The following is a 13470-nucleotide window of genomic DNA, read 5'->3' as shown; positions in this document are numbered from 1 at the left end:
GGTTAAACAGCGGTTTCTTATACCTCTGCCCCTCGGTCGTCGAGGTCGTTTTAGTTAATCAGGACAAGCCCGAGTTTCCAGCCCACCCGTGCAGATATCCTTGAAGCAGGGTCAAATGCGCGCATCGGGACCTTCAGTGCCAGACCACATCGCCCAGGAAAATATAGCCTGCGCCATAGATCGTTTTGATCAAGCGCGGGTTTTTGGGATCTTCACCCAGCTTGGTTCTGAGGCGGGAAATACGCACATCCATCGCACGATCAAAGCTCTCACCAGCTGCGCCGCCCAGCGTTTCCTGCATCTGGGTGCGGCTAATCAGACGTTTGGGACTTTCGAGAAACAGACGCAGTACTTCACCTTCTGCATGGCTGAACGCCGTTTCTGCGCCGCTTTGATCCTCAAGAACATAGCGGTCAAAATGCGCGACCCAACCGTTGAAAGCGGCCGTCTCTGAATGCGCCACCTGCCCTTTCGGCGCCCGCAACCGCGCCCGCACGCGCGCAACGACCTCGGCGGGGTCGAACGGTTTGGTGATATAGTCGTCAGCCCCAAGCTCTAGCCCGGTGACCCGGTCCTGCACCTGCGCGCGGCCTGAAATGATGATGACGGCAGCACCCTGTTCCAAGGCTAGGCGATGCACCAACGCCAATCCATCCGTATCCGGAAGGGACAGATCGACCAGGCAGACATCGGGCGTCACACGGTTCAACGCGGCCTCGAATTCTCGGGCTCGTGAAAAGCTCTGAGTTCGAAAACCTGCATCTTGCAAGGTCTCCGTCAGAATATGGCGGATCTCGGGCTCATCATCGAGAATGGTCACCAACGGTTGGGTCATCACGCAGCCTCGGTTCGGATCAAAGCCGAAAGTTGTTTGGGAGTGAATGGTTTATGCAAGACGGGCACCCGTCCGATTGCGCGTTTAAGCACAGGATCAGTCGATGGCAGCGACGTCATCAAAATACAGGGCAGCCGGGGTTTGAGACGTTCCATCAGGTCCAGCCCGGTTGCCTCCCCTTCCAACCGGATATCGGACAGGACCAGAACAATGTCTTCCAGTTCGCTCACCAGCGTCAATGCTTCGTCAACCGAGGTCGCCTCGATGACCGAAAACCCAAAGTCGATCAGCATGTCGCGAAACTGTAGGCGCAAGTCCTGATTGTCTTCGACCAGAAGAACCAATCCGCCGCGCATGGGGGGCGCAGGGCGGTACGGAAGCCGCAATACAACCGACGCGCCCGAGGGTGTGTTCTTCAGGCTCAGGTCCCCTCCGGCCAGTTTCACCGTGTCATAGACCATTGGCAAACCAAGGCCGGATCCGTCACTGCCCTTGGTGGTGAAAAACGGATTGAGGGCTTTGTCCAGCGCTTCGGGCGAGAACCCCGGTCCGGTATCAGAGACAGTAATCTCAACCCAAATCGCGCCAATAGCATGGGCGCTAATGGTGATCTGACCGTTGTTGCCGCAAGCATCGCGCGCATTCAGCACCAAATTCAGCAAGGCATCCTGCACCATGCCCGGATCCAGCATCAGGGCCTGATCCGGCAGAGTGTTGACCACCGACAGCCCCACGCCCCGTGGCAGAGAAGGTGAGGCGAGAATGCGGAGGTCCTCAAGCAATTGAAGCATATCCGTCGCTTTGGGCTGCGGCGTCCGGTTCCCCGTCATATCCGCGATCCGGTTCAAAAGCTGCCCGCCGCGCTGCGCGGTTTGACGGGTCGCCGCAATTAGCTCATGCGCTTCATCGGGCAGGTTCATCTTATCTAGCCGCCCCTGCATCCCCAGAATGATGGTCAACAAGTTCGAAAAATCATGCGCCAACCCGCTGGTCATCTGCGCGGCCATCTCGCGGCGGCGGGTTTGTTGCAACGCGACGCGGGTTTGGGTTTCCTCGGTGATGTCTACGGACATGATATATACGCCACCTTCCCCATCAGGGGTAAAAGACACGCGAATGCGGCGAGAATCCTGTTCTTCCGTGAACTCGAAAACGGACGTTTCGCCGCCATAGGCTTTTGCCAGATGCGGCTCGACCCGTGAAAAGGCGTGTCGGCCAAGGGCGTCGGAGATATGCAGCCCCAGAATGTCCGACGGGCGACCCGGCAGCACCGAGCTGAGCCGCCGGTTTGAGTAGTCGTAGCGCCCATCGACATCGAGATGCGCGATATGGGCGGGCATCATCTCGGTCGTCATGCGCGTGCGGGCTTCGATCTCGGTCAGTTCGCGCTTGGCCTCTTCCAACGCAGCAATGGTGGCAGCAAGCTTGCGGTTGGTTGCTGAAAGTTCCTCGGTATGGCTGAGCAGCTGGTCCGAAAGCTCCTCGGATCGGGCGCGCAGCAGGTTTTCCGCACGTTTCGTGCCTGTGATATCGGTGTAAACCGCCACCCAACCACCCTGCGGCAGAGGCGATCCCTCAACAGCTACAACCTGCCCGTTTGGGCGGACACGCTCCATATAGTGCGGCTCAAACGCCATGGCTTGCTCGACGCGCTGCTGCACCATTTCATCAACATCGCCCTCGAGCCCGTATTCTCCGCGAGTGACCAGGAAATGGATCGTGTCACGAAACAACGCGCCGGGTTGCACGAGGTCGTCGGGAAGACCGAACATCTCTTGAAAGCGTCGATTGCTTAGAACCAGACGCAGCTTATTATCATAGATCGACAGTGCCTGACCGATCAAATTCAGCCCGGCAGTCGTCATCGCTTTGATGCGCTTTTCACTAACGGTCAAGATCGCCCTCCCTGCGGCCTATCCGTAGCATCAGATTTGGACTTGGTGTAGAGGCGAACGCCCAGCCGGTTATTTTGTCCCACAATCGGCAAGCAGGTCCGCGCCAAACAACCGTGGCGTGCAAGCTGCACGTGTCGCAGCCGCGCAATCCCAGATTTGTAAATCCGCCGACAAAGGCATACAACCATTGCAGATTCAGACTTTTTTGCATCACATACACCTATGAGCAGCCCAACCATTTCCGCCGAACGCGAAAGCGATGGCACCCGGATCCGTATTGCAGGCGAAATGCTGACGCAATCGCTTGCCCCGGTCGAGGGGCCTTTTGCAGGCGTTCAGCCAGAAGGCGGGCATGTTACGCTGGATCTGTCCGATGTCGAAGCATTGGATACAAGCGGCGCGTGGCTGGTTGCGGATCTTGCCAAGCGGTTCACGACGGCTGGCGCTCAGCTGGAATTCCGGGGTGTGCAACCAGCCCATGCCGCACTGATCGAGACCGTGTCGCAGAACATCCCCGACCATCCCGGAAAGCTTGCCCCGCCTCGCAATGCCGTGGATTGGGTTGCCAGCGTGGGTCAGAAAACAGTTGGCGCTTGGAACGACACGCTTTCGATCCTTGGGTTCCTGGGACTGACGCTGCATCGGCTTGGGCGCACGCTGGTGATGCCCTGGCGTTTGCGCCGGGCCGCCCTGTTTACACATATGGAGGAAACCGGGTTCAAGGCCCTGCCCATCGTGGCGTTAATGGGGTTTCTGATCGGCGTCGTTCTGGCCTTTCAGGGGGCGACGCAGCTGAAACAGTTCGGAGCCGAGATTTTCGTGGTCGAGTTGATCTCGATCTCTGTACTGCGAGAGCTTGGTATCCTTCTGACCGCTATCATTGTTGCCGGTCGATCGGGGTCGGCCTTTACTGCCTCAATCGGGTCGATGAAGGTGCAGGAGGAAATAGACGCCATGCGCACGCTGGGTCTGGATCCGATCGAGGTGCTGGTAGTACCGCGTGTTCTGGCCCTTTTGATCATGCTCCCAATCCTGGGCTTTGTCGCCGATATGGCAGGCCTGTTCGGTGGCGGGTTGATGAGCTGGATCGACCTTGGCATCAGCCCCGGCATGTTCGTCACCCGTTTGAACGAAAGCACAAGTGTCTGGCAATTGGCGGTTGGGTTGATCAAAGCGCCCTTCTTCGCGTTGGTCATCGGCGTGATCGCCTGCTGGCAGGCTATGCAGGTCAAAGGCTCGGCCCAGAGCGTGGGTCAGCGCACCACGGCCTCGGTCGTGCAGTCGATTTTCATGGTGATCGCCATCGACGCCCTGTTTTCGATCTTCTTCTCCGAGATTGGGGTCTGACATGGACGGCACGGTGCAACCACAGACCACTCAGGCAGATGCGCAACGCGAGGCGGTGATCCGCGTGCGCGGGCTGCGCAATCAGTTCGGGCCGCAGGTTGTTCATGACAATCTGGATCTTGATGTCTGGCGGGGTGAGGTCCTGGGCATCGTCGGCGGCTCGGGCACCGGTAAATCGGTCCTGCTGCGCACGATTGTGGGGCTAAACGCGCCCGCCGCTGGCAGTATCGAGGTTCTGGGCGTGGACGTTCTGAACGGTCCACAGGAAGACCGTCGCCGCATCGAACGCCATTGGGGCGTGGCGTTTCAGGATGGTGCGCTGTTTTCCTCGCTCACCGTTTTGCAGAATGTCATGGCCCCGCTGCGCGAACATACGGGCCTGAGCGAAAAGCTGATGGAGTCGTTGGGCGCGTTGAAGATCAGCCTTGTAGGTTTACCACAGCTGAGTTGCGGCAAGTTTCCATCCGAACTTTCGGGCGGGATGCGCAAACGGGCCGCGCTGGCGCGGGCCTTGGCGATGGACCCCGAGATCGTGTTTCTAGATGAGCCCACCGCCGGTTTGGACCCAATCGGGGCCGCCGCCTATGATGAGTTGATCCGAGAGCTGCAGCAGGCATTGGGCCTGACGGTTTTCATGGTCACCCATGATCTGGACAGTCTCTATGCGATCTGCGACCGCATCGCGGTACTTGCAGAAAAACGCGTACTGGTTGAAGGTCCGATAGAAGAGATGACCAAGGTCGACCATCCTTGGGTTCAGGAATACTTCACAGGCCCCCGCGCCCGCGCGGCACAGCAGAAGGGGTAAGGCAGGTAAGGCGATGGAAACCCGAGCGAATTACATCCTGATCGGCGCATTCACCCTTGCAGGGTTATTGGGGGCTTTTGGCTTTTTCCTATGGCTCGCCAAGTTCGAGGTAACCCGCCAATACGCCTACTATGACGTGTTGTTCGACAACGTTTCTGGCCTGTCGGCCGCTGGCGGGGTCAGTTTCAACGGCCTTCCTGTGGGTCAGGTGATCTCGTTGAATCTGGACGATGACGACCCCTCGAAAGTACGGGTGAGGATTGAGGTCGATGCAGATATCCCCGTCACCGAAGACACGATCGCCCAATTGCAGTCGCTTGGTGTCACCGGCGTCGGCTATGTCGAACTGACCGGGGGATCGAGCACCGCAACCCGCCTGCCGGAAGACAGCGTGATCAAGAGCAAGCGCAGTACGATTCAGTCTCTGTTCGAGGGCGCGCCGAAGGTGCTGGATGAAGCGATCACCTTGTTGCAGGATCTGAACTCGGTCGTCGATGAAAAGAACCGCAAAGCCGTCTCGGATATTCTCGAAAACCTCGCCTCGGCCACCGGGCGTCTGGACAAGACGATGTCGGATATTGAAACGGTTTCCAGTAATATCGGCGATGCGGCCAAGAATATCGGTGCATTCACCAAGCGTCTCGACCCGCTGATCGCCAAAGCCGAAACCACGCTGGAGACCGGAACCGAGACTTTGAAATCGGTCAAAACGGCGGCGGATTCGGCGAAAGGGGCTTTGGATCAGGCCAATACAACCCTGACGACGGCAAACAGCGTCATTGCCGAAGACATAAAACCGTTTATCCAGCGCGGATCTAACCTGGCTGAAAACCTGATGCAGCTGTCGAATGAGGCCAGTGTTTCGCTGGGCGTGATCACAGAAACTGTTGCGAATGCCAATACCACGCTGGCGTCGATCACCACCGCGATGGACTCGACCAAAGGCGTATTGGCCTCGGCCGAGCGTGCGTTTGACACCGCCAACCGGGTGATAGACGAAGACGTGGCTCCTGTGGCCGAAGACATCCGCAGGGCGGCCAACCAGGTGACCGAGACCGTGTCGAACATCACCAATAAAATCGACCAGATCTCGGACGATGTCCTCAGCGCCTCCAACTCGGCGAAAGAGCTGCTGGGAACTGTCGACAAGATCGTGCAAGACAACAGCCGTCAGGTCTCGAATTTCCTGCGTGTCGGCTTGCCTCAATTTGTTCGCTTCGTGGAGGAATCCCAGCGGCTCGTGATCAGCCTGGACCGGCTGGTCGACAAGGTAGAACGCGACCCGGCACGATTCCTGCTGGGCACCCAAGCATCGGAGTTCCGTCAATGATTAGGATCCTGTTTCTGACCCTGTCTTTGGCGTTGCTGGGGGCCTGTACCGGGTTGGACACTCTGCGACAGGCGTCAAAGCCCAACAACCTTTATCTTCTGACACCCAAAAGCACGTTTTCTTCCTCGCTGCCTCGGGTCCAAAAGCAGATCGTTGTGCAAGAGCCAACGGCGACGGCCGCCGTCAACACCGACCAGATCGCCATTCAGCCTACCCCGCTGCAGGTTCAGTACCTGCCGCAAGCGCGTTGGGTCGATCGCGCGCCGTTGATCGTGCAAGCGCTGATGGTCGAAAGCTTTGAGAACTCGGGTAAGGTTGCTGCGGTGGGTCGATCCACGGTGGGTCTGCGCGCGGATTACGTCATTCAACCGGACCTGCGCGAATTTCAGGGTCTTGTGGTGTCGGAAACCGAGGATTCTACTTCGATCCGCGTCGAAGTGCGGATGAACATCAAGATTATCGACGAGTTCGAAGACAAAATCATCGCCTCAAGCTCATTCCGCGAATATGTCGTCTCGGCCAGCGATCAGACCCCTGACCTGGTTGAGGCCTTCGACATCGCGCTCGGCAAAACCATGCGCGATGCCGTTGAGTGGAGCGTGCGCAAAATCCACACGCACTCGGCCAACAACCCCCGACCGTCTTTGCAATAGACCCTAGAAATGCTGGGCTGACGCGCGGTTCCAATCATCGGCGAATTCCGCGGGAATCTCCGCGGACAGCAGCGCGCCCTCTTCTAGGATCGTGTGCATTTGCGCGTAGGAATGCTCGCGCTCGTCGGCGGTTCGGCGCAGGATGTCTCGGGGATGAAGCTCGGCCACCGTTGATTTACCCATCGCGCCCAGCAGTTCGCGAAAGCTCTCCAAGGTGGCATCGTGGTAGCGATGAACACGCTTACGCTTTTGCGGCACGTTTACCGCTCTCCCCCTGATCGGGTCTTGGGTCGCCACACCAGACGGGCAGCGGTTGGTGTTGCAATGCAGCGCCTGGATACAGCCGACCGCAAACATCATGGCACGCGCGGCATTGCACATATCAGCCCCCAGCGCGAATTTTTCGACCAGATCGTAGCCTGTGGCCACCTTGCCCGAACAGATGATGCGGATTTTGTCACGCAGGCCCACGCCCTTCAGGCAGTTGTTCACAAAGATTAACGCCTCATTCAGCGGCATTCCAAGGCGGTTCGTGAATTCGACCGGAGCAGCCCCCGTGCCCCCTTCGGAACCATCAATGGTGATGAAATCGGGCAGGATCCCAGTCTCCAACATTGCCTTGCAGATTGCCATGAATTCGGATGGGTTGCCGATGCAAAGCTTGAAGCCGACCGGTTTTCCGCCCGACATCTCGCGCAGATGCTGGACGAATTCCAGCAGCTCAGTTGGGCCGTCGAAGGCCGAATGAACCGGAGGGGAAATGACGTCCTGATGCTCCGGCACGCCCCGGATCTCAGCAATCTCTTTGTCGACCTTGGCCGCGGGCAGTACCCCGCCATGCGAGGGTTTAGCCCCCTGAGACAGCTTGATCTCGATCGCTTTGACCACGTCCTTAGTGGCCTTTTCTGCGAACTTGTCTTTGTCGAACCCTCCGTCGGGGGTACGACAACCGAAATAGCCCGTGCCAATCTGCCAGATAATGTCACCGCCTTCGGCCAAATGATGCGGAGACAACCCGCCCTCACCGGTATTATGGGCAAAACCACCATCTTTCGCCCCACCATTCAAAGCCCGAATGGCGTTGGCGCTCAGCGCTCCGAAGCTCATGGCTGAGACATTCAGACGCGACGCGCTGTATGGCTTTTCACATTGTGGCCCGCCCAACATAATACGTTCTTCGCTTTCATCCACGTGTTTGGGGGCCAGCGAGTGATTGGCGCGGTGATAGCCTACGGTCGTGATGTCGTATTGCGTACCAAAGGCCTGCGTATCAACCTGACCCTTGGCACGGGAATAGATCAGGCTGCGCACGATCCGGTTGTAGGGACGACCGCTTTCGTTGGTTTCCACGAAATACTGTCGGATTTCAGGGCTGACGAACTCCAGCATGTACCGGAAATGGCCCAGCACGGGATAGTTGTTCAGCACGTTATGCTTGGTGGTCAGAATATCGTACATTCCGATAACCGCGTAAGGGATTAGAAGAAACAGCAGCCAATGCGCCGGGTGCCAGACAAAGCCCAAAAGCAGAACCAGAGGCAAACAGACAAAGCTGAGGAAATAATAGAGCCTGCGTACAACCATTCCTGATCTCCTTGGGTGGGTCGTTTTTGGAGTGCGGCGTAAAATCCATTCAGATCAAAACCGAAAATGCTAAATCAAAGTGAAACAGCTTGGCTTTTGATTGCAAGCCCTCAGACAGTTTGCAATCAAAGGAGACGCGTTTGTGAAATCGCGTTACGGGTTTGATCGATCTGGTGTTTTTGGGGCGCGACGCCTGACAGATCGGCGAAAAGGACAGGCAGAGTGAGCACGCGGGACACTCAATCAGGTACACAAGTCAGCGTCTTGATGTTTCTAGCCGTCTTTGTCGGCGGTGCATTGGGTTCTGTGGTCCGAGAGTTTTTCTCGATGGAAATCCCGGGCGCGTCCATCCTGACGGCGACGTTCGGGATCAATATTCTCGCCTGTTTCGTTCTTGGCTGGCTGTATTCCATTCGCCATCGGGTTCACGCGCATGTTTTGCACCTCGGAGCCGTCGGATTTTGTGGTGGCCTGTCTACGTTCTCTTCATTCGTGGCCGAACTTGAACGGTTGGCTGCAAACACGCTTGGGGCGGCAGTGACGGCGGCGGGGTTGGAAATTGCAGTTGGCCTGGGTGCCGCAATCGCCGGTGAGGCCCTCGGGCGGCGTTTTCATGCAGGTCGGGGGTCCGCATGACGAATCTGTACCTGCATGCTCTGTTTGGCCTAGGCGGTGGTTTGGGTGCTGTGCTTCGACATTGGGTGGCGCTGCGGATCACGCATGACCTCCCTCTCTCAACCTTGATAGTGAATGTGCTTGGCAGCCTGTTGCTTGGGCTGTGGCTGGGCTATCTGGGAGGCCCCGTCGACATGGGCGAGGAGGAAAAGCGATTGGTATTCGGCTTTTGCGGCGGGTTTACCACTTTTTCCAGCTTCGCCTATCAATCGCTAGAATTGCGGCGCAAGCAAACACTGGCTCTGGCGGCAGGCAATATCGTCGTCAGCCTTGTGATGTGTTGGGGCGCGTTGTGGTTGGGTCTCGTCATAACACGCTGACGTGCCGGCTACATTGCGTGCATGTGCATTCGGACCGCAAGGTTGCCCAAGATCCAGACCGTTCCGAGAATGATAATCAACAGAACAAGGGTCGAAAACAGGATCAGATCCAGATCCTCGCGGCTGCTGCGCCGTCGGTCAATGTGCAGGAAATAGACCAGTTGAAAGATCAGCTGCGCCAGACCCAACAGACCGATGGTCAGATACACGCCGGTCGTTTCAATGCCGAACACCTGTGCAACGCCGAACATCACAAGCGTCAAAAGCAGCGAGCCTCCGTAGCCAATGACATAGCGCCGCTGCTCGCGCCGGTGCATCTCGGAGCGTTTATCCATAGGTCAGACCTCCGAAATAGACGATTGTGATGATGCCGATCCAGATCAGGTCGAGAAAGTGCCAGAACAACGCAAGGCGCACGACGCGTGAGATGACCAGATCGGTCATGCCCATGACGCGCAGTTGAATGCCTAAAACAATCAACCACACACAGCCCGCTGCCACATGCAGCCCGTGCAACGGCACCAGCCCATAGAAAACCGACAGGAAGCCGCTGCGTTGCGGAATACCGCCCTTCTCCACCATCGCCATGAAGTCTCGGATCTCTAAAACAAGGAAGCTGAGGCCCAAGAACAGCGTTACTCCGAACCACAGAATGATCTTTGACCTTGGCAGGTTGTATTTCAGAGCCAGCATGGCCAACCCGACTGTCAGGCTGCTGGTCAACAGAATCATGGTTTGCGCGAAGATACTTTTGAGGTCGAACAGTTCATGCGGGCCGGGACCGCCCGCCTGCGCGTCGATCATCGTGATGTAGATCGCGAACATCAGGCCGAAATAGACCAGATCGCTCATCAGGAAGACCCAGAAGCCGAAGGTGACGACTTCGGACGCTTTATGAGCGCTAGCGTGGCGTTCACCGAGGTTGATGCCGGGATAGCTATGGGTCGGGGCACGTTTCATGTCACCACCTCCATATCGGGCCGGGCAAGGCCTCGGTTTTCCGTCGCCGTCTCGTGGTCTCGATCCACGGCGGTTTCGCGGTGAACCAGTGCAAGCCAGGCCTCGTGTTCCTTGCGGACCTCCTCGGCGGGGATGGTGATTTCGGTGCTGGTGCCGAAAGTCCAGATGATAAAGGCAAGGATCATAGCAACCGTCATAAGCGCTGCCAGCCACCAGATCCACCAGACCAGCGCAAACATCCAGATACCGCTGGTCACGCAGAGGATGAACCCGATCCCGGTATTGCGCGGCATCTCGATATCCTCATAGGCGTCAGGGGTGGGATAGGCCGTGCCGCGCTCTTTGGCGGTGGCGAAGTCATCCCGCGCGGTTACTTGCGGGATGATAGCAAAGTTGTAGGGCGGTGGCGGTGCCGGGATCGACCATTCCAACGAGCGGCCATCCCATGGGTCGCCCACAGGAACGCGGGTTTTGTCGCGGTCGCGGATGCTGACCCAAAGCTGGACCAGAACCGATAGCAGCGCGGCTGTGATGATCAATGCTCCGACCACCGCGACGATCATATAAGGGTGAAAGCTCGGGTCCTCCCAACTGAAGGACCGGCGCGGCATGCCCATCAGGCCGACAAAGTAGAGCGGCAGGAAGGTCAGCATGAACCCAATAGTCCAGAGCGCAACCGTCACCCTGCCCCACCCTTCATGCAGACGAAACCCAAACGCCTTGGGGAACCAGTAGTTATAGGCCGCGAGCAAGCCAAACAGCACGCCGGGCAGCAGAACATTGTGGAAATGCGCCACCAGAAACAGGGTGTTATGGACCTGATAGTCAACGGTTGGATTGGCCAGGATCACTCCGCTCAGGCCGCCGATCACGAACAACATCAGGAAGGCCAGCCCATAGAGCATTGGGACCGAAAACCGGATACGGCCCCGCCAGAGTGTTGCCATCCAGTCATAGACTTTCACTCCGGTGGGAATGGCAATCAGCATGGTCGCGATGCCGAACACAGCGTTGATCAGCGCGCTTTGACCCATGGTGAAGAAGTGGTGCAGCCAAACGGTGAAGGAAAGGACTGCGATGGACATGGTGGCAATCACCAGCGAGGTATAGCCATAGATGCGCTTGGCCGAGAAGGTCGCAAAGACCTCGGAATATATGCCATAGGCGGGCAGGACCAGCAGGTAGACCTCAGGGTGGCCGAACAGCCAGAACAGGTTGGCGTAATTCATCATGTTGCCGCCGAGGTCATTGGTGAAGAAATGAAAATCCAGATAGCGATCAGCTGCCAGCAACAAGGCCGCGACCCCGAGCGGCGGCATCGCAAAGACGATCAGGATTGAGCTGCAGATGATCGTCCAGCAATACATCGGCAGCCGCATGAACGTCATGCCCGGCGCCCGTAACTTGTAGATCGTGACGGCAAAATTGATCCCGGTCAGAGTCGTTCCGATCCCCGACACGACTATGGCCCAGATCCAGTAATCGGGCCCTACACCAGGGTTGAACGCGGCCCCGGTATAGGGCGGATAAGCGGTCCATCCCCCGGTCGAGAACTCTCCGACCACCAGCGACACCATCAGCATCATGCCCGCCGAAACGGTCAGCCCCAGGCTGATCTGGTTCATCACAGGAAAGGCGACGTCCCGCGCGCCGATCATCAGTGGAATGACGTAGTTCGCGATGCCAAAGACAAAGGGCACAGCAACAAAGAAAATCATGATCGTGCCGTGCGTGCTGAAGAGTTCGGCGAAATGCTCGGCCTCAAGGAAACCGTCGCCCGGCCCGGCCGCCTGTTGGGCGCGCATGACAACGCCTTCCAGCACACCGCGGGCCAGCATGACGATGGCAAAGACGATGTACATGATGCCGATTTTCTTGTGGTCGGCGCTAGTCAGCCAGTCGCGCCACAGCGGCCCCCACAGCCGAAACCATGACAGGAGGAAGACAACGGCGGCGGCTCCGACTATGACCACGGCAGCGGCGGCATTGGCGACGATCTCATTTGCGTTGGGGTTCTGGATCAGTCCGGCAATGGGAAACGCGTCCCAACTGAGGCGGCCGAAAAAACCAGTGTCTGACGTCATTGGCCGCCCCCCTGCCCGTATGAGGCTGTTCCCGGTTGCTGATCGTGCGGCAAGGCTTGGCCAGAGTGATAGCGATGCAGAATGGAATGAAACAAATCACCGTCATCCAAACGGAAATACAAGGCGCTTTCAGGCATATCTGAGGTTCCGAGGGCCTGCTGCACCTCATCCCGGTCCGAGCGCATGGCGACAGTCTTATACGTCGCAGCATCCAACACGATACCGTTCTGGCGCACAGTTTCGACCCAAGCGTCAAAATCATCCGCCGACAGGGCAAGCGTTTCGAACTTTTGTTTTGTGAAACCGCGCCCGTTATATTGCGTATTCTCGCCTTGCATCTGTTCGGGTTGATCTGCGACCAAATGCAGCTGAGTGGTCATGCCCGGCATTGCGTAAATCTGCCCGGCCAAGGCAGGGATCATGAAAGACTGCATGACTGTGTCCGTTGTCAGGGTCAGAGCGATCTGTTGTTTGACGGGAATGCCCATCTCACCCACGGTCGCGATCCCGAGATCGGGATAGATGAACAACCATTTCCAATCGAGACCCACGACGTGAACCTGTACTGCAGGTTCATCCCCAAAGGGAGCCGCGTAAGGGTCCAGACGATGGGTCGCTTTCCACAAGTAGATCGACAAAATCGTGACGATCACCACTGGAACGCCCCACATCACCATCTCGAGCCGGGGCGAGAAGTCCCAGTCTGGCCTGTAAGCAGCTGTACCGCCCTTCTGGCGGCGATATCGCAGCGCAATCAGCGGAACCAGAACAAGAACAGGCACAACAGCGATCAAAATCAACCACGTTGCCCGCAAAAGATGTGCCTTCTGCACCGCCGCGATTGGTCCCTGAGGATCCATGAAGCTGTCACTGGCGCCTGCTGTCCCGGTCGATAACACCACCAGAAGGACCATCAGCGTCGTCACCGATATGAGGGCCGTTCTGACCTTGGTCATAGGCGACTGTCCTCTTTCGCATC

At 57.7% G+C, this 13470-nt stretch carries 13 protein-coding genes; 6 read left to right on the top strand and 7 right to left on the bottom strand.

The features are described from left to right. Positions 1-133: 133 nt before the first annotated feature. Entirely contained in the window at positions 134-835 is a 702-nt protein-coding gene (locus J7394_RS12590; protein WP_209253471.1) for a response regulator transcription factor, read from the bottom strand. Next, entirely contained in the window at positions 835-2700 is a 1866-nt protein-coding gene (locus tag J7394_RS12585; RefSeq protein WP_209253532.1) for a PAS-domain containing protein, read from the bottom strand. The genes J7394_RS12590 and J7394_RS12585 overlap by 1 nt, the downstream gene beginning before the upstream one ends. Positions 2701-2952: 252 nt before the next feature. Here J7394_RS12585 and J7394_RS12580 point away from each other — a divergent pair, with 252 nt between their 5' ends. From J7394_RS12580 to J7394_RS12565, 4 genes are read left to right on the top strand one after another with little or no spacing between them, the layout of a single operon-like run. Beyond that, positions 2953-4077, top strand: a complete 1125-nt coding sequence (locus tag J7394_RS12580; RefSeq protein ID WP_209253469.1) for an MlaE family lipid ABC transporter permease subunit — start codon at positions 2953-2955, stop codon at positions 4075-4077. Between the two features lies 1 nt (position 4078). Beyond that, complete coding sequence (locus tag J7394_RS12575) at positions 4079-4885, top strand: ABC transporter ATP-binding protein (protein WP_209253467.1); 807 nt, start codon at positions 4079-4081, stop codon at positions 4883-4885. 13 nt (positions 4886-4898) lie between these two features. Next, positions 4899-6215, top strand: coding sequence for an MlaD family protein (locus J7394_RS12570; protein ID WP_209253465.1), 1317 nt, complete (start codon positions 4899-4901; stop codon positions 6213-6215). Then, entirely contained in the window at positions 6212-6868 is a 657-nt protein-coding gene (locus J7394_RS12565) for an ABC-type transport auxiliary lipoprotein family protein (protein WP_209253463.1), read from the top strand. The genes J7394_RS12570 and J7394_RS12565 overlap by 4 nt, the downstream gene beginning before the upstream one ends. A gap of 3 nt (positions 6869-6871) precedes the next feature. Here J7394_RS12565 and J7394_RS12560 read toward each other — a convergent pair whose 3' ends face one another. Further along, the gene (locus J7394_RS12560) at positions 6872-8452 is read right to left on the bottom strand and encodes an FMN-binding glutamate synthase family protein (protein WP_209253461.1); all 1581 of its coding nucleotides are present in this window, start codon (positions 8450-8452) and stop codon (positions 6872-6874) included. A gap of 222 nt (positions 8453-8674) precedes the next feature. On the opposite strand from J7394_RS12560, the gene J7394_RS12555 reads away from it, so the two are divergent. After that, complete coding sequence (locus J7394_RS12555) at positions 8675-9088, top strand: CrcB family protein (RefSeq protein WP_371812004.1); 414 nt, start codon at positions 8675-8677, stop codon at positions 9086-9088. Continuing rightward, positions 9085-9447 (top strand): fluoride efflux transporter CrcB, encoded by a 363-nt coding sequence (crcB, locus tag J7394_RS12550; RefSeq protein ID WP_170378334.1) that lies wholly within the window; start codon positions 9085-9087, stop codon positions 9445-9447. The genes J7394_RS12555 and crcB overlap by 4 nt, the downstream gene beginning before the upstream one ends. A gap of 8 nt (positions 9448-9455) precedes the next feature. Here the strand turns inward: crcB and J7394_RS12545 are convergent, their stop codons facing one another. From J7394_RS12545 to J7394_RS12530, 4 genes are read right to left on the bottom strand one after another with little or no spacing between them, the layout of a single operon-like run. Then, entirely contained in the window at positions 9456-9782 is a 327-nt protein-coding gene (locus tag J7394_RS12545) for a cytochrome o ubiquinol/quinol oxidase subunit IV (protein ID WP_247748193.1), read from the bottom strand. Next, entirely contained in the window at positions 9775-10407 is a 633-nt protein-coding gene (locus tag J7394_RS12540; protein WP_209253459.1) for a cytochrome c oxidase subunit 3, read from the bottom strand. Before J7394_RS12540 ends, J7394_RS12545 begins: the two co-directional genes overlap by 8 nt. After that, positions 10404-12491 (bottom strand): cbb3-type cytochrome c oxidase subunit I, encoded by a 2088-nt coding sequence (locus tag J7394_RS12535; protein ID WP_209253457.1) that lies wholly within the window; start codon positions 12489-12491, stop codon positions 10404-10406. The genes J7394_RS12540 and J7394_RS12535 overlap by 4 nt, the downstream gene beginning before the upstream one ends. Then, positions 12488-13447, bottom strand: a complete 960-nt coding sequence (locus J7394_RS12530) for a cytochrome ubiquinol oxidase subunit II (RefSeq protein ID WP_209253454.1) — start codon at positions 13445-13447, stop codon at positions 12488-12490. Before J7394_RS12530 ends, J7394_RS12535 begins: the two co-directional genes overlap by 4 nt. Positions 13448-13470: the final 23 nt, after the last annotated feature.

The sequence above is a fragment of the Ruegeria sp. R13_0 genome (assembly GCF_017743995.1).
Lineage (GTDB): Bacteria > Pseudomonadota > Alphaproteobacteria > Rhodobacterales > Rhodobacteraceae > Ruegeria.
This window is presented reverse-complemented; position numbering and strand designations above follow the sequence as displayed.